At 34.8% G+C, this 16,608-nt stretch carries 14 protein-coding genes; 4 read left to right on the forward strand and 10 right to left on the reverse strand.

The window, feature by feature from the left end; all coding sequences use genetic code 11:
* Positions 1–68: 68 nt before the first annotated feature.
* The 4 genes from ACXR6G_RS15815 to fbp all read right to left on the reverse strand — a co-directional run bounded on the left by ACXR6G_RS15815 (position 69) and on the right by fbp (position 6,908).
* Positions 69–1,400 carry a hypothetical protein gene (locus ACXR6G_RS15815; RefSeq protein WP_458362414.1) on the reverse strand — a complete coding sequence of 444 codons (1,332 nt, stop codon included), beginning with the start codon at positions 1,398–1,400 and terminating at the stop codon, positions 69–71.
* Positions 1,401–1,627: 227 nt separating this feature from the next.
* A complete protein-coding gene (locus ACXR6G_RS15820; RefSeq protein ID WP_458362415.1) occupies positions 1,628–2,356 on the reverse strand; it encodes a type III pantothenate kinase in 729 nt (242 codons plus the stop codon).
* Positions 2,357–2,363: 7 nt separating this feature from the next.
* Positions 2,364–5,723, reverse strand: coding sequence for a transcription-repair coupling factor (mfd, locus tag ACXR6G_RS15825; protein WP_458362416.1), 3,360 nt, complete (start codon positions 5,721–5,723; stop codon positions 2,364–2,366).
* Positions 5,724–5,885: 162 nt separating this feature from the next.
* Entirely contained in the window at positions 5,886–6,908 is a 1,023-nt protein-coding gene (fbp, locus tag ACXR6G_RS15830) for a class 1 fructose-bisphosphatase (RefSeq protein WP_458362417.1), read from the reverse strand.
* Positions 6,909–7,119: 211 nt separating this feature from the next.
* On the opposite strand from fbp, the gene ACXR6G_RS15835 reads away from it, so the two are divergent.
* From ACXR6G_RS15835 to ACXR6G_RS15850, 4 genes are all read left to right on the forward strand, one after another.
* On the forward strand, positions 7,120–8,385 hold the full coding sequence (locus ACXR6G_RS15835; RefSeq protein ID WP_458362418.1) for an aspartate kinase: 1,266 nt from the start codon (positions 7,120–7,122) through the stop codon (positions 8,383–8,385).
* A 167-nt stretch (positions 8,386–8,552) separates the two neighbouring features.
* Positions 8,553–8,771 (forward strand): DUF6500 family protein, encoded by a 219-nt coding sequence (locus ACXR6G_RS15840; protein ID WP_458362419.1) that lies wholly within the window; start codon positions 8,553–8,555, stop codon positions 8,769–8,771.
* Positions 8,772–8,994: 223 nt separating this feature from the next.
* Positions 8,995–9,318 (forward strand): hypothetical protein, encoded by a 324-nt coding sequence (locus ACXR6G_RS15845; RefSeq protein ID WP_458362420.1) that lies wholly within the window; start codon positions 8,995–8,997, stop codon positions 9,316–9,318.
* Positions 9,319–9,552: 234 nt separating this feature from the next.
* Complete coding sequence (locus tag ACXR6G_RS15850; RefSeq protein WP_458362421.1) at positions 9,553–9,885, forward strand: DUF3817 domain-containing protein; 333 nt, start codon at positions 9,553–9,555, stop codon at positions 9,883–9,885.
* Positions 9,886–10,125: 240 nt separating this feature from the next.
* Here ACXR6G_RS15850 and ACXR6G_RS15855 read toward each other — a convergent pair whose 3' ends face one another.
* The 6 genes from ACXR6G_RS15855 to ACXR6G_RS15880 all read right to left on the reverse strand — a co-directional run bounded on the left by ACXR6G_RS15855 (position 10,126) and on the right by ACXR6G_RS15880 (position 16,602).
* Positions 10,126–11,025, reverse strand: a complete 900-nt coding sequence (locus ACXR6G_RS15855; RefSeq protein ID WP_458362422.1) for an SPFH domain-containing protein — start codon at positions 11,023–11,025, stop codon at positions 10,126–10,128.
* A gap of 98 nt (positions 11,026–11,123) precedes the next feature.
* The gene (locus ACXR6G_RS15860) at positions 11,124–11,720 is read right to left on the reverse strand and encodes a tyrosine-type recombinase/integrase (RefSeq protein ID WP_458362423.1); all 597 of its coding nucleotides are present in this window, start codon (positions 11,718–11,720) and stop codon (positions 11,124–11,126) included.
* A 94-nt stretch (positions 11,721–11,814) separates the two neighbouring features.
* Positions 11,815–13,098, reverse strand: a complete 1,284-nt coding sequence (locus ACXR6G_RS15865) for an MFS transporter (RefSeq protein ID WP_458362424.1) — start codon at positions 13,096–13,098, stop codon at positions 11,815–11,817.
* 446 nt (positions 13,099–13,544) lie between these two features.
* Entirely contained in the window at positions 13,545–14,165 is a 621-nt protein-coding gene (locus tag ACXR6G_RS15870) for a YceI family protein (RefSeq protein ID WP_458362425.1), read from the reverse strand.
* An 88-nt stretch (positions 14,166–14,253) separates the two neighbouring features.
* The gene (locus ACXR6G_RS15875; RefSeq protein ID WP_458362426.1) at positions 14,254–14,823 is read right to left on the reverse strand and encodes a Crp/Fnr family transcriptional regulator; all 570 of its coding nucleotides are present in this window, start codon (positions 14,821–14,823) and stop codon (positions 14,254–14,256) included.
* A 24-nt stretch (positions 14,824–14,847) separates the two neighbouring features.
* Positions 14,848–16,602: a prenyltransferase/squalene oxidase repeat-containing protein gene (locus ACXR6G_RS15880; RefSeq protein WP_458362427.1), complete on the reverse strand. Its 1,755-nt coding sequence runs from the start codon at positions 16,600–16,602 to the stop codon at positions 14,848–14,850.
* Positions 16,603–16,608: the final 6 nt, after the last annotated feature.

Genomic DNA, 16,608 nt, shown 5'->3' on the forward strand with positions numbered 1-16,608 from the left:
CATGGAAGGCGCCAATTGTAATTAGATTTCATTTTACTGAAATGTATGACATGGCTCGTTTCAACTAATTAATCGTTTAGTCTAATTTTAGTTGTCTCATTGATCCAAGAACCAACTTTATAAGTTTCACCTTCTTTAAGACCTTGCATAAATGCTTCTTCTTTAGCTGGGAAATACTTCGAATAAGTATGGATCAACTTATTAGCTTCAACAGCACACTCAGGATCTACACTCTTTGCTTTCATAAATTTATCAATAGCAACCCAGTATACAGCTTGCTTCTCGTGAGCCTTTCCAGGGAAAGTTTTGATTGCTGCAACATAAGCTCTACCAATTACAATATATGGTTGTCCCCAGTTAGGCTTATTCTTGATAGCAGCATATGCATGCTTTCTTGAAGCAATTAAATCATTTTCACTGATTAAAATTATCGCCATCTTATAGTGAAGTTCTGCTTTAACTTCAGCATCTTCTTCTAGAGCAATTGATTTCTTGAAATAATCTTTACTCTTAGAATATTGCTTTTTCGTAAAGAACATTTTAGCAAGATTGTGAGCTGCATCAGCACTAGGCTCTAGCTTGTATTTTTGCTCAGCTACTTTTGCATATAAAGCACCATCTTCACACTCCTGACGGTTCAACATCTTCATGATCTTGTTGATCAAAACCATATCCGTAGGATTAGCTTCGAACTTAGGAGTAAAAATGTTACTTAAAGTTGTACAGTCAGCAACACCTGCAGCAAAGAAATCATTCTCTACATTAGCAATTGCACCTTTGATGTTTGCTGCTTTCTTAGGATACTTCTCCATTTGAGCTTTCAAAAGATCCATGAATGCTAAGTAATCGTCGATTACAAATTCAGGAGCTAATTCTCCAGCCATAACAAGCATTTTACCAGCTTCCATCGTTTTATTAACAACAGCAGCTTCACAAGCTACACCACGCAATTCGATAGACTTCTTTAAGATAGTATATGCTTCTTTAACTTTAGGCATATTTTTCTTATTGAAAGCAAATAAGTCACCACCTTTACGACCTAGAATCCATCCTGTAGGATATTTTCTATTGGTTCCAAAATATTTAACTCTTTGATCGTAAACCATCATCAAAGTATCAATATACTTCTTATCCTTGGTAGCATAATACATACCACGCATAATTTTCACTCCATTAGAATAAGTAGATTTCTGGTACTTAGGTGCATTAGTAAAAACATATCTCCAACTTGGAAGAGCTTCTGTATAATTCTTTTGCTTTACCATCTCAACATAAAGAGAAGCACTCAAAATTGTTTTCACACTATCTACTCCATGCTTTGACTCTTTGGTCTGAGCGTTTGCCCCGAACATGGTCGCAAGCATTAAGACTGCTGTAAGGATTGTAAGTCTAGTTTTCATGATACTATATTTTATAATCAAGTTAGTTATTTGTGTCAACGAAATACCTTAATATTTTTAAATATAATTAATCTCATGGCAAAGCATATACCAATTTCAATATCTAATAGTTAAAAAAGCTTAACAGAAGATAATACAACTGGAAGCCTAGAGATCTCCAAATTCTGACAAGTGCAAAACTATAAATAAATTAACAAGCTGCAAAGTCTTATGGGATAATCTCAATATTAGGAATTATTATAATTAAGAATTGCATTTAATCCACTCAATAAAAGCCCCTTACTTAAAGAAACCTCATTTTTCAAATTCGAATGAATAAATTCAGAATCCCCCCCAGTCAAGATAACTTTAGCTTTAGGATATTTTTCCTTGAGCTGACGAATATAGCTTTCAATTTCAAAAAGGAGACTATTCTGAACTCCCGAAGTAATCGCCTGAGTCGTATTCTTCCCAAATAAATCAAACGTATCTGACTTTTCAAGCAAGGGTAATTTCTTTGTAAATGTATTCAAGGCCTTAAACCTCATATTCAAGCCCGGCGAAATGGTTCCTCCAAGATATTGGTTTTCATTATTGACAAAATCGAAGGTGATAGCCGTTCCGGCATCAATCACCAAAAGGTTTACATTAGGATAAAGTGTATTAGCTCCCACACAAGCAGCTAATCGATCGTAACCAAGTGTTTCCTTCGACTCATAAAGATTCTCCAAAGGTGTTGGAGTATTCTGATCAAAAAAAATCAATTGGGGAATTTTTAAACCCAATACTTTAAGAAAATCATCGGGTTTCCCTTGAACTGAGGATACAATAGCAGCACTCAAGCTTGTATATTTCTTTTGCCATTTCTCAACCAAAGCAATATCCTGAGCTTGAGACACACAAAATTCAAGCATTTCTTCATTATGAAAGAGTGCATACTTCGTTTGTGTATTTCCTATGTCGATAATTAAATTCATATCTATCTTACAAATTTACAGGTTCTGAAAATTTTGACAAAACATCAGTTGCATGTTTAATACTTGTCACATTCTCAAAACTCAAGCTTAATCGATGTTTCGATTCCTTCATTTTACATGGCAAGGCTTGTGACTGCACAAAAGCAAGAACTTTTAAAAACTGTGGCGACTGATAATAGGCCGATTGATGATCGTTCACGAAATATAAAACCATTTTTCTCGATTTAAGAATCAATTTCTCAATACCCAAATCTAAAGCAAACCATCTTAATCGAACAACATTAAGCAATTCAATTGATGCCTCTGGAATGTCACCAAATCTATCTTTCAGCTGGGTTGTAAATATTTCAATCTCTTCATCGGTTTGAATATTATCTAACTCCCGATACAAACGAATACGTTCCGATATACTCTCTATATAGGATTCTGGGAATAGAACTTCCAAATCTGTATCAATCTGACAATCGGTAATGAATCGTTTAAATTCAGTTTCTTCCTGTACTTTCTCTTCCGCAAAAACATCCTTAAACTCCGTTTCTTTCAATTCAAGTATAGCCTCGTTCAAAATTCTCTGATAGGTTTCATATCCAATATCGGAAATAAAACCACTCTGTTCTCCTCCTAATAAATTACCAGCACCTCGGATATCTAAATCTTGCATGGCAATATTAAAACCACTTCCAAGTTCCGAAAAGCTCTCTATGGCGTTCAATCTCTGTCGAGCTTCTTGTGTCATAGATTCCATTGGTGGAGTCAGAAGATAACAGAATGCTTTTTTATTTGATCGACCAACCCGACCACGTAGCTGATGTAATTCACTCAATCCGAAATTTTGTCCATTATTGATTAAAATGGTATTCGCATTTGGAATATCAAGACCTGATTCGATGATTGTCGTTGCAATTAAGACATCGTAATCACCTCGAATAAATTCAAGCATAATTTTCTCAAGCTTAGGCCCATCCATTTGCCCATGAGCCACAATGGTTGAAATACCCGGAACAACACGATGCAACATGGCTTCCACCTCATGAATATTCTGAACTCTATTATGGATAAAAAAGACTTGACCATTTCGCTCGACCTCGTAAGTAATCGCTTCGCGAATAATATCTTCGTTGAAATTATGAATTTCAGTAGCAATAGGGTATCGATTTGGAGGAGGCGTATTTATAATGGATAAATCACGAGCTCCCATCAATGAAAACTGAAGCGTACGAGGAATAGGTGTAGCTGTTAATGTCAAAGTATCGACATTAACTTTCATTTGCTTCAACTTCTCTTTTACTGACACACCAAACTTTTGCTCTTCATCAACAATTAATAAACCCAAATCTTTAAACTGGATATCCTTTCCAATTATTCGGTGCGTTCCTATTAATATATCAATTTTACCAGCCTTTAAATCCTTAAGAGTTTCTTTCTGATCCTTCGGCTTTCTCATTCGAGAGATATAATCGATAGTACATGGAAAATCCTTTAGTCTATCACTGAAAGTTTTAAAGTGTTGAAATGCCAAAATGGTTGTTGGCACAAGAATAGCAACCTGCTTATTATCTGCTACAGCTTTAAATGCAGCCCGAATAGCAATCTCTGTTTTACCAAAGCCAACATCACCGCAAACCAATCTATCCATAGGGAAAGGGGATTCCATTCCTTCTTTCACCGATTTGGTTGCCTTTACCTGATCTGGCGTATCTTCATATATGAAAGAAGCCTCGAGCTCATCTTGCATAAAACTATCGGGACTAAATTGGAAGCCTTTTTCTGCTTTTCGTTTTGAGTAAAGCAAAATCAAATCTTTAGCAATATCCTTGATCTTGGTCTTGGTCTTGTCTTTTAGCTTTTGCCAAGCACCAGTCCCAAGTTTATATATTTTCGGCGTACTGCCATCTTTACCTTTATACTTTGATATTTTATGCAGAGAATGCAAACTCACGAAAAGAATATCATCATCCTTATACACTAAACGAATAACCTCCTGCGATTTCCCATTTGTTTCTATACGTTGCAAACCTCCAAAACGACCAATACCATGATCAGAATGCACAATAAAATCACCTGGATGAAGTCTGTTTATTTCTTTTAGGGTAACTGTTTCTTTAGCCTTATGAACCGTTGCGTTCTTTAATTTAAACTTATGATGTCTATCAAAAATCTGATGATCGGTATAACAAGCTATTCTAAGGTCAGAATCTGAGAAGCCTTGATGTAGGGTGCGGTTCACATCAGTAAAAAGAACCTCAATGCCTTTATCATCAAATATATTGTGAATACGTTCTATTTGCTTAGGGTTATCCGAAAAGATATAATTTTCAAATGCTTTGGCATTATTATTCAATAATTCTTGACCTAATAAATCAAAATTCTTATTGAAAGCTGGCTGTGGGCTTTGGTTAAATTGAATAATATTTTCAGCAGGGAAATAGAATTTCTGTCCAAACTCCAAACCAGCAAAAGCATTAATTTGATCGATAAAATCAGGACCTTGAATTAAATAATCTTGTGCCGCTATCCTATCCTCACCAAACTCGATATAAGCTTTCTTCTCTATTGTCTTTTCAAAAATAGAATTGATTCTATCTGCAATAAAAGCGACATTCTTTATCCAACAGATCGAATTCTCTGGTAAAAACTTGAAAAAAGGGATTCGTGCTTCATCATTCAAATTCTCCTGTATATTAGGAATGATATCAACTGTGTTCTTCTTCTCTTTCGACAATTGATTCTCAATATCGAATGAACGGATTGAATCGACTTCTTCTCCAAAAAAATCAATACGATAAGGGTATTCATCTGAAAAAGAGAAAATATCGATAATGGAACCACGAATGGAATATTGACCAGGTCCAACTACAAAATCAGCTCTCTCAAATTTATAATCGACCAAAACTTCTTCGATAAATTCCGGCGATAACTTCTCACCGACTTTTATCTTAAGGGTATTTTCTTCCAGCTGTGCCTGACTAATAACTTTTTCGGCTATAGCCTCTGGAAAAGTGACAATATAACTTGGATTCTGATTCGTAAGTAAGCGATTTAAGACCTCAGCACGCAGTATAATATTGGATTTATCAGTCGTTTCGTATTGGGCAGATCGCTTAAAAGATGAAGGAAAATACAGGACTTGTTTGTCATCCATCAAAGTGCAAAGGTCATTATAGAAATAAGCAGCCTCTTCTTTATCATTCAAAACAAAAACTTGAGCTTTCTTCTCATTCGGCAGAGAAGCAGCCAAGACAGCCAAAGCTGAACCTTGCAAGCCTTTAATATGAACCTTAGTTTGAGATTCTTGTTCTATAAATTTCTGGATGCTATAACGAGCGGGATGCTCATTAAATAAGTTGACAATCTGATCTAATTCCAATTTCTCTCCTTTTTTGTAATGCTCACAAATTTAGGGAAATTGTTTGGGAATAGATAATTGTATCAGATTATTGAATTCTAATTGATATTTTAATGGTTCGTTCAACAAAAAAAGCAGGACTAATTAGTCCTGCTTTAAAATATTTTATTTTCTAAAACCGGTTTAGATCTTATTGAAAAAGTCCAAAAAATCTTCAGCTTTCTTTACCATTGCTGATGAACCTGTGTAAAAAGGTACACGCTGATGAATTGATTCTGGCTTGATTTTTAAGATACGCTCAATTCCATTTGTAGCTTTACCGCCCGCTTGCTCTGCTATAAAAGCAATTGGATTACATTCGTAAAGCAAACGTAACTTACCATTACTATTTTTACTTGTATTAGGGTAAATAAAGATTCCGCCCTTGAGTAAGTTTCTATGAAAATCGGCTACCAATGATCCAATATATCGAGATGTATAAGGTCGATTGGTCTTCGTGTCTTTTTCCTGACAGTACTTAATATACTTCTTTACACCTGCAGGAAGATTAATATAATTTCCTTCGTTAATGGAATAAATATTTCCATTCTTTGGTGTCTTGATATTAGGATGTGACAAACAGAATTCTCCAATTGAAGGATCTAGCGTGAATCCATTTACACCATTACCTGTTGAATAAACAAGCATGGTTGAAGAACCATAAATCACATAGCCTGCAGCAACTTGTTTCGTTCCTTCTTGTAGGAAGTCTTCTTTGGTTGGCAACTCACCTTTTTTACTTACTCGCTGATAAATCGAAAAGATTGTTCCGATTGAAACATTCACATCAATATTTGAAGAACCATCTAATGGATCCATGCAAAAAACATATTTCCCATTACGTCCCATTTCATCATCAAAAATGATCATGTCTTCCTGCTCTTCCGAAGCAATTGCAGCACATTCGCCACTTGCTCGCATTGCACTTATGAAATGGTTATCTGCGAAAACATCTAACTTTTGTTGATCTTCACCTTGTACATTTTGATCACCATGAGCTCCTAAAACATCAACTAATCCTGCTTTATTTACAGCACGGTTAACAATTTTAGATGCAATTCCAAGGTGATGTAGTAAACGTGATAATTCTCCTGAAGCGTTTGGATATTCAGCCTGACGCTGAATAATGAATTGATTCAGAGTTTGAACGTTATTGTGTTCAGTCATTTTTTTTTGGCTTTTGGTTTGGTCTTGTTTGGTGCCATAAAGTTAATGTATTTTATTAAACCTCCTAAAGCTTATTTCAAACGTGTGCGAGCTTGTTTTCTGTTAAAAAAATACAACAAGACTTTCAGCATGAAGTTTATTTACTACTTTCATATATCGGTAGTTTTTATGATTATCGTTTTTTTTATTTTCAGATTTTAATCAGATAAAAATGGATGTTTTTAAATTTGGTGGAGCCTCGGTGAACTCAGCATTAGGTGTTCAAAACTTCTTAAAGATTGTACAATCTTATAAGAACGAGAGCCTAATTGTCGTTTCAGCTATGGGGAAAACCACTAATGCCCTCGAACAAATAGTCGATGATTTCTTTCATAAGAAAATTGATTTGGTTCAAAAGCAATTCGAAGAAGTAAAGGCATATCATTTTGAAATAATTGAGACCTTGTTTTCAAAAAAGGACACAGCTTCTTTTGAGAAAATTGAAACTTTAATTAATGAGCTAAACACTTATCTTCAAAAGCCAGCATCGCTTAATTACGAATTTGAATACGATCAGATTGTAGCCTATGGCGAGCTTTTATCAACCACTATCATTTCTGAATACCTTCGTCAAAAAGGTGTGAAAAATAAATGGCTTGATATTAGAAGATACTTAAAGACCAATGATACGTTTGGTGAAGCTAAAGTCGACTGGGAGCTCTCAAGACAATTAATCCCAAATGCTTTTACTTTCAATGATACCTTTATATACATTACTCAAGGTTTTATAGGTGGAACCACCTCCAATTTAACAACAACGCTTGGTAGAGAAGGTTCAGATTATACAGCTGCCATACTTGCTAATATTTTAGATGCTGAAGAAGTTTCAATTCTTAAGGATGTACCTGGCGTGATGAATGCTGATCCAAAATGGTTACCTGATGCTAAGCAATTAAAACGAATTTCGTACCAAGAGGCCATTGAGCTTGCCTATTTTGGTGCAAAGGTTATTCACCCTAAAACCATTCAACCACTTCGCGAGAAGAAGATTCCCATGTTTGTTCGTTCATTCATCAATTTTCATGAACAAGGTACGATGGTTAGTACGGCTCCAATTGAAAAGAATGTGAAAATCCCAATCTTTATTCAGAAAAAGGATCAAATATTGATCTCTATTCGTCCGAAAAACTATTCGTTCGTAATAGAAGAAAATCTAGGTTCAATTTTTGCGATGATAGCTAAGTATAGGCTTAAAGTAAACTTAACTCAGAATTCTGCAATCAGCTTTTCGCTATGTGTTGATAATAGCAAAAACATAGATAAGTTAATTAAAGCTCTTAAAGCAGATTACGAAGTGAGATACAATGACAGCCTTGAATTAATTACCATTCGCCATTACAATACCGATTCTATTAAGCAAATGACAGAAGGTAGAAGCATACTCTTGGAGCAGAAAAGTAGAGATACGGCTCAGTACGTTTTGGAATGCGAATCATAAAAAAAGGATAATCTCATAAATTAGAGAATATTATATTAAGGTGTTGCTACCCCTCCTATTTGGCGGTGTTACAGCACTTTTTTCTTAAGAGATATTAGAAACAACAGACATATGCTTGTTATAAACAAGTTATTAACGAGCAAAAAAGAAATTCTATACCAATCAATATGAACGAAACAGTTAGGCAAAGAATTTTAGAAATCTGTAATAGTAAGATTGAGAAAAAGGGAGAGAATGTTGGACTTTCATTTTATGCTTTCTTTGCTAATAAAAACGATAAGCCTCAATTATTAATGGAAGTAGCTGAATGGTGGATTAAGACACATAAACTTGATCACTTTGAGAAAGCTATTAAAATCAAGGAGATGATTAAAGGCGGATTATAATAATTGATGAGAATATTATTAAAAATCAGATGATTGAAAGAGCTGCGCTTATTCTACCAATTAAGGTATGTATAGCGCACTTTTCAGTTCTATATTTTTAAAATATATGCACAATTGCACCTATCAACAAGTTGTGCGTCGTGCGAAAAAGCCAATGGAAAAAGAATCGAATGATAATATTAAACTACATTTGACTCATTATTTAATATAGATAACAAAGACCATGGCAAAATTAACATCAAAACCATCACCAGAAGCGAAAGCACTTTCACTTTTTTTAATGGCTTTTAAAACGACAAACCCAATTTACAAGGAAAAATCTAAGCGTATTAATAAACGATGGGATTTAGTGTTGAAAGATGAAATAACAAGAGCTGAGTACAATGCAGAGGTGCAAGAAATGCTAACAGCCGATGGTGGTTATGACGAAGTTGTAGAGAAAACAGTTAAGTTTTATATCGAAAAAACTGGCGAGTGGACTCTAAAGGGTAATGACAAATATTGCCAAGATGCTCAAGTAGTTGCTGATAAAATCTTAAAAAAGTAGACACACTAAGGGCATATTTTGCCTTCTAGAATATAAAGCCCAATCTCCCACAAGAGTTTGGGCTTTTTTTATGCCCTGCCCTACTTCAAGATTGTAGGTGTTGAAAAAGACTTTTCGTATGAGATTGAGGGAATTGCCTACCTAAAGATTCAAGAAATTTTCAATCTTTGTCCTGTTCAAAAAATATGAATTGAAAATTGACAGAATAAACGAGTCAATCCAAAACCAAATAGAATGAAATTAAGCACAGTTCTTGGTCAGCTACGTATCCTTGCTATTATAGAAGGAATCTCTTACCTCTTATTGATCCCAACCATTATTCTTAAGTATGGGTTTGAGATGGGGCTACCCAATAAGATCGTTGGCAGCATTCACGGTATATTATTCATCTTATATTGCGTTTGGGTGGTCTATTATGCCATAAAAAAGAAGTGGAATCTCATGAAAACACTCATTTGTTTGGCTGCATCTTTATTTCCCATTGCTACATTCATAGTAGATCAAAGAATTCTTAAAATGGAAACTGAGGATGAATTATTAACCGCTACGAACAAAGAGTCATATTAAAGGTAATAGAGCAACAATACGTTAACACTCATTTCAAAATACCTCACTAAACTAAAGCGGCAAGTTTTGCCTTTTAGAATATACAGCTCATACTAGAAGCATGCGATTGTACAACCTACCTTTCTTTTAAATCAAAATCTTGCGGTAGCAGAGGCAAAACATATTTATTAAAAAAACACCCTCTTGCTTAGCTAGCAAGATGGCGTTTATTTTAATTAATGTCTATTTATGATTCTAGCTTTAGTTTTTCTGATGACTCGAAACTACATCTGCCCCAACCATAGCTTCCATCACCTGTCCTTTTATGCCAATATCAGAGGTCATGAAAATGACATTCTTATTCTTCTCACCCATGCTGATTAAGGTATCCTGATCAATAAGTTTCATTACTAAATCAGTAGCATCTTTAACCTCCATATTGGTTCCAACCGTTAAATCTTTAATCGCTTTTTCACGACCTTTCAAAACAGCCATTTGTTGTAAAGCGACACCTTCACCTTGTAATTTCTTACTTTCTTTTTCAGCTTCAGCCGCTTTAATAATTAAGATTTTATCAGCTTCTCCTTTTTCTTCGGCAGCTTGTCTAAGTCTTTTCTGCTCGTTAATGGCATTCATGGCACCTACAACTTTAGCGTCAGGTAAAATATCTACGACTAAAGTTTTCTTAATATCAAATCCGTAATTGGATAATAAAGAGTTAAGACCTTCCATTACGGTGTTGGCAATATGATCTTTGTTTTCGTAAACCATATCCAATTCCATCTTAGGCACTTCAGCTCTAACGGCATCAAAAACAAAGGATTCAATCTGAGCAGTAGAGTCTGCAAGCTCGTAAAAAGAGTTCTGAATACTATCCACATCTGCCTTAATAAGGTACTGAATAGCCACTTCAATTTTCAAAGTCACTTTATCTTTCGTAATGGTTTCTACTGGAACACGTAATTCTTGAATTTGTAAATTCTGAATCCCTGCGACTTGATCGATAAGTGGAATTCTAAAGCTGACACCCGCTCTACGTACAGAATGAAACTTACCTAAGCGTTGCATAATTTTGGCTTCCTTCTGATTGACGATGATCATCGAAAAGACGAAAAATAATATCGCGATTACGAGAAAGATAATAATTGTTACAATTTCCATTTTAAAGTTTTATTAAGTGATTAATACTTTGGTTAAATTTTACTATTAAACTATGTTGGGTTAATTATTACTCATATTTTCAATACTTAATTGTCATGTTAAAAATCCATATCCATAGAGAAGGCGTTATAGTTGTCCTTATCATCTGAATTATCTGAGTAGCCTAAAAAGTTGGCAGTAATGGTCCAGGATGCATGTCCTAGTATTTTTGATATCCACTTTTTGGCATCGGTCGAAAAGTCTTTCGATTCTAAATATTTAATACAAAAGGTCTTTAAAAAACTGTCAGACGAAAGGTTCTGATAAGGTATTTCGTACTTAGTAAATAGCAATTTAACTTGCTTATTGACATATTGTGAGGACAAAACCTGCTTGCCACTGTTGTTTAAAAATATGTATTGATCCAGTTCTGCTGATCCCAATTTTATATGAATTCTATTGATCAGGTTTCGAATGTCGTCTATAATAAAGATGGTCCTTAGTTTGTTCTTATCTTCAATTTCGAAAGACTCTTTATTTAGAACATCCTCCCAACGAATGGTTAATATGCTCTTTAATCTGAGGCCGAAAAAACATCCAAAAGCTACAATCAGAGCTATTTTATATTTCTTATCGAGTTCTAATTTCTGAATCGTAATTGGTATATATTTCCAATCGATATGTTCAGATTTTGATATGTCTCCCTTTAGTGTCATTTTTTTTTCTTAGTTGTAAGCATTCTTGCCATAATTAGTGGGCGATTTAAAACCGTTGCCTCATCGGACCACCAAAGATGCAAGTCAATCAAATTTAGCTTTTGTTATCGACATTAATTCCATTTTCTTCTATGGCAATCAATTTTTGATTCACTCCCCTCTTTAAAGCTATAATCAATACAAGCCCAATAGAAAGCATTATTGCAAATACAGTAAAAGCCATTGAGTTGTTTTTTTCATAAAGTAAAGCCCCCAAAAACAATAGACTATTTGTTATTCCCATTACAAAATACGTGACGCCTTGAAAAAGTCCTTTGTATTTTACGGGTGAGCTTCGGTAAATCGAATACATTATTGCTGGAGAAATAAGCGTCTCGGCTATTATTAGGAATATATATGACTGAACGAATAAACTCTTTCCATCAATCATTTGAGATAAGGATGTAAAACTTGCAATTAAAACGAATGCTACAATTGAAAAACCTAGACCAATCATTATTAGATTAAAAATCTTTCCCCAATTTAACTTCTTCATTCGAATCACAATTACTGAAAATACAAGTAAGAAAATTATCGAAATATACACTTCGATACTGTTTAGAGTTTGACTTAAGTCCACACTACTCCCTAAATAATCCCTTACTGCAAAGGTGAAAGTCAAGCCCTTTTGATTCAATGCAAACCTAATTAATACGGCAATTGAAAACATTGAAACCAATATTAATGTATTTAGTTTCTTAGTTGTAACACTTCCTAAATTAGTTTTCTGTTCAGCAATTAAGTTGAGCTTATTATATTGATTTTTGAATTTTAGAAAAAGAATTAGTGATATCAAGGCAAAAACAAATGCAACAAAAAATATTGAATTATAGCCAAAATTATCTTTTAGAAAAACGGAAAGGAGTGGTGCTATAAATGCACCTATATTTATAGCAATTGAAAGAAAAATAAACCCCGGCAAACCGATTACTTCATTTTCTTTCTCATTATAAATATTACCAAGAAAGACCGTAATATTGGGTGATATGAGCCCTACTCCAAGTCCTAATAGAATGATTGAAATGACAGTTACAATACTTACACTTGGCAGAAAAATAAATGCTAGATACATTACGGACAAAAGAATAAAGCCGATCTTAACAATCTTAGTTCTGTCTCGTAGGTCGCCTAATAGTCCAGAAAATAGTGATGTAAATCCTATCACTCCATAAAAAATAGCATAATAAATTCCTGCTTTATCTAATTCCAGATTTAAAGAATCCGTCATATATTGAATAAGTATTGCCATAATTAAATAGAAGGCCAACCTTTCAAGTGCCTTTGATGATAGCAATAATAGAATACCTGATTTCTGCTCTTTATTCAATACGTTTCTCATTTTCTATGTTTAATTATCAATTAGTGTATTGTAAATCTATATAAAATAGTTTCAATAAACAATTATTTATATTAAAAGTGAAACCTTTTTATTTATACATAGATCAAAAAATACTAATTTAAGCCTGGGATATCATGCTCTGACTATAGGCGTGATGTGCATGTCAGGGTATGATTATTGAGAGCCTCACCAAACAGTGAGACCCTCAAAAAGCTTGTTAGGAGGTTAGATTTTGCGTTAAGGGGTGTAGCGGATAGCCCACAGCTTATTGAGCTTGATCGGGAAATGAGTTTCGTATTCGGGAAGGGATATTAGTTGCATGTGGCTTGCTTGCGAGTTCTATGAGCGGAAAACCTGCCTTTCAACGCGACTCTAGGAGCGAAAGAACGCCCTCTTGCTTAGCTAGCAAGAGGGCGTTAGTTTTATTTACGGTACGAAGTTTTTTATCAATTCAGTTTTGAAACCAACTGAAATTTAAGATTGAATTTATCGTGAATCATTTTATCACCCAATCCATCGAAAAAGGATCCTGATCCATACTTGATATCCCATTTCGTTCTATCTACCGATAGGGTAGCATCGATTTGGAGTATATCATTCTTGATCTCTAGTTTAGCAGGAAAACTAATCTCATGGCTAACACCTTTAATACTCAACATACCTTTAACGGTATAATTTGCTTCGCCAGATTTCGCTCCTGAGATAGCATCAAACTGTGTTGCCTGAAAATTTGATTCTGGGAACTTAGCTACAGAGAAAAAATCATCTGATTTTAAATGCCCAACAAGTTTCTGATTATAATCTGCATTTGTAATATCAGTACAAATAATAGATGACATATCGATGTTAATTTTTGCACCTACAAACTTGTCGCCATCTAAAACGATTTCTCCATTATTAAGAGAAATAACACCTACGTGCTCACCTGAAAGTTTTTTTCCAGTCCAGAATACTTTACTTTCTGATACTTGAACTTTAAATTCTTTTACATTTTTTGCTGGTCCCTCAGCATCTACATTATTAATGAATAATAAACCCATCAATATAAATAATCCTATTTTTTTCATATCTCTATATTTTTATTGTTTTGACATGACAAACATACGAGAGGTGACTATCGAAAAAAATAAACTAGTTTAATAAAAAAAGACACACTTATCTTTTTCTTGCTCGCTTCGCCATTATCTGACTAAGAAAAACAGGAGTAACACCCAAATAAGATGAAATATGATACTGTGGCAAACGCTTTACCAAATCGGGGTATTCGGTAATTAGATCTTCATAATTTTCTTCAGCTGTTTTCGATAGAATTGAAATGTAACGCTTTTGAAGAAAAATATAAGAGCGCTTTATAGTTGCTACTATTTTTGAAAAATCACTCGTTAAATCTCGCAACTGATCATCCTCAATAGAGAATGCACTACTTTCTTCTATCGTTTCTAAAAAAAATGAAGTCGGGAGCGGTGTAGCCAAATCACCAATCATTTGGCCTTCCTTGGCAAATAAAACATTAAATTCTTTACCTGACGGATCAATTATATATAAACGTAGAAGGCCTTTTGTAACGAAGTAATGTTTGGTATTGGCTTCTCCATTTGAAAAAACAAGTTGCTTTTTCTTAAAGGTCTCAAGTTTGAACGAATTCAAAATAGATGCTTCCTCATCTATTGTAAGATTACGCTCATATATTCTTTCGAAATATTTCGTCAGGATGCTTTCCATCATTAAATCATTTCAGTTCAAAATAAATTATTCCATCTCCTTAAGTGCCGAACAAGCAAATACCAATGGATACATATCTTCGTAATACCAGAGAGATGCGAAATATAAGCCAATTGGTGTCGCTTTTATATCGTCCAAATTCTCAGGAATAATTTCAAGCAAACACTCTACTGCTCTTTGAGCTAAACTGTCCTTACCACAAGCTGCCATTGCACGAAGAGCCAAAGAGGTCTCCTCTATACTTGGTGGCAAATCTTTATCGCCTCCCCAGCCTCCACGATGGTGTTGCGTCATAGACAAAAAACGAATCGCTTTCGCCATCATCGCATCGAGTCCTAAATAGCCTGCTTTTTTAAGTTCGGAAAGACCATATAGAACAATTGACGTTCCGTAAACCGGATTTTGATGATGTTCTGCCAACTCATTCCCAAACCAGAGTGGCATAAATGAACCATTTTGATATTGCGATTTCTCTAAATACTGAATAGCACGCTTAATTCTCTTATCTATTTTCTTCTGAAATTTCTTATCGTATTTTTCTTTCCAGACTACGAATGATTTTATGGCATGAGCAGTAATATCAGGACAAGAACAATCAAAAGGTAACTTTCCCCATCCCTTACAAAAAGTCGGGAATCCACCATCACTATTCTGCATGTGCATCAGCCATAGAATACCATTCTTCACACTGTCTAAAGATATCGTCTCATCCTTATTAAGATGATGTAAAGCAATTAATGCGCCAGATGTATCATCGGTATCAGGAACGCCTCCTTGCAGATTAGTCCAAGCCCAACCTCCAGGTTTAGTCTGAGTAAAAGGATGAACTACCTTATATTGTTGCTCCAACAAGTTGGATTTAACTTCAGATTGCTTATCGAGTTTTGATAGGGACTCAGGACTCAAGGCATTTAATGACAAACTACTTACCCAAGTGGATAAGTTCGTATCAATAGGCCAACTTCCATCTTCTCGAATAGACTTAGCCAGAAATTGACTGGCTTTATCACAAACTTCAAGCTCTTTATAATTGGCCTTAACCATACTCATCAAAACGAAAGCCGTTAAGGGGGTTGCCTCCAAAAAGCCACCATTATCAGGCTGCTTAGCTTTAAGTACATTCAAAACTCTTTTACGGCAGATAGCTCGAATCATTCGCCTTAATATTCCTTTTCGCGAATTTTGACTTTTCACAAGGCCAATAGCAATAAGAGCTGGTATAGCGTAACTCACTACCGATAGTTTAAGCCAGCGGAACATCCAATTCGGGAATATCGCTAAATGATAAGGTAGTTGCGGTACTAATTTCCATCCTTTCTCACCTAATCGGCCCGAAATGGCACACATGGCTAATATTGGAACTGAAAAGGTTTGATCACTATTATAATGATCCAATATGGCTTCACTGATTCTTTCTGGTTCAAGATTGCCAAGCTTTTTTTTCAACCATGCCTCAGCATCCTGAATCGGTTCTTGATATGTCTCTTCTCCCTCGACTATAGAAAAAGCAGCCCAAGTTAATAGTGTTGTACTTAAATTACTTTGGCTTCTAATTGTATCGCCCCAGCCGCCATCAACATTTCTATTAGCTATAAGCCACGATAAGCCTTGACTTATTTCATTGCGATACTTTTCTTTATCGAATTGACACAAAGCAAAAATAGCAAGAGCTGTTGACAAAGCACTGCTGGACAATCGTCCAGTCCATAATCCATCCTCATTTCTTAATGAAATAATTTTTTGCTCTAAGCTTTGAAAAAGTTGTTTCCTCTTTTCGTCCATAAATTC

This window comes from Ancylomarina sp. YFZ004 (assembly GCF_054254355.1).

Excerpts from the sequence above, each read along its gene's own strand:
- ACXR6G_RS15860 (WP_458362423.1), bottom strand. The coding sequence starts at position 11,720 with ATGACACTAAAGGGAGACATATCAAAATCTGAACATATCGATTGGAAA.
- ACXR6G_RS15865 (WP_458362424.1), bottom strand. The coding sequence starts at position 13,098 with ATGAGAAACGTATTGAATAAAGAGCAGAAATCAGGTATTCTATTATTG.
- ACXR6G_RS15850 (WP_458362421.1), top strand. The coding sequence starts at position 9,553 with ATGAAATTAAGCACAGTTCTTGGTCAGCTACGTATCCTTGCTATTATA.
- ACXR6G_RS15820 (WP_458362415.1), bottom strand. The coding sequence starts at position 2,356 with ATGAATTTAATTATCGACATAGGAAATACACAAACGAAGTATGCACTC.
- ACXR6G_RS15815 (WP_458362414.1), bottom strand. The coding sequence starts at position 1,400 with ATGAAAACTAGACTTACAATCCTTACAGCAGTCTTAATGCTTGCGACC.
- ACXR6G_RS15835 (WP_458362418.1), top strand. The coding sequence starts at position 7,120 with ATGGATGTTTTTAAATTTGGTGGAGCCTCGGTGAACTCAGCATTAGGT.
- ACXR6G_RS15855 (WP_458362422.1), bottom strand. The coding sequence starts at position 11,025 with ATGGAAATTGTAACAATTATTATCTTTCTCGTAATCGCGATATTATTT.
- ACXR6G_RS15875 (WP_458362426.1), bottom strand. The coding sequence starts at position 14,823 with ATGATGGAAAGCATCCTGACGAAATATTTCGAAAGAATATATGAGCGT.
- fbp (WP_458362417.1), bottom strand. The coding sequence starts at position 6,908 with ATGACTGAACACAATAACGTTCAAACTCTGAATCAATTCATTATTCAG.
- ACXR6G_RS15840 (WP_458362419.1), top strand. The coding sequence starts at position 8,553 with ATGAACGAAACAGTTAGGCAAAGAATTTTAGAAATCTGTAATAGTAAG.
- ACXR6G_RS15880 (WP_458362427.1), bottom strand. The coding sequence starts at position 16,602 with ATGGACGAAAAGAGGAAACAACTTTTTCAAAGCTTAGAGCAAAAAATT.
- ACXR6G_RS15870 (WP_458362425.1), bottom strand. The coding sequence starts at position 14,165 with ATGAAAAAAATAGGATTATTTATATTGATGGGTTTATTATTCATTAAT.
- ACXR6G_RS15845 (WP_458362420.1), top strand. The coding sequence starts at position 8,995 with ATGGCAAAATTAACATCAAAACCATCACCAGAAGCGAAAGCACTTTCA.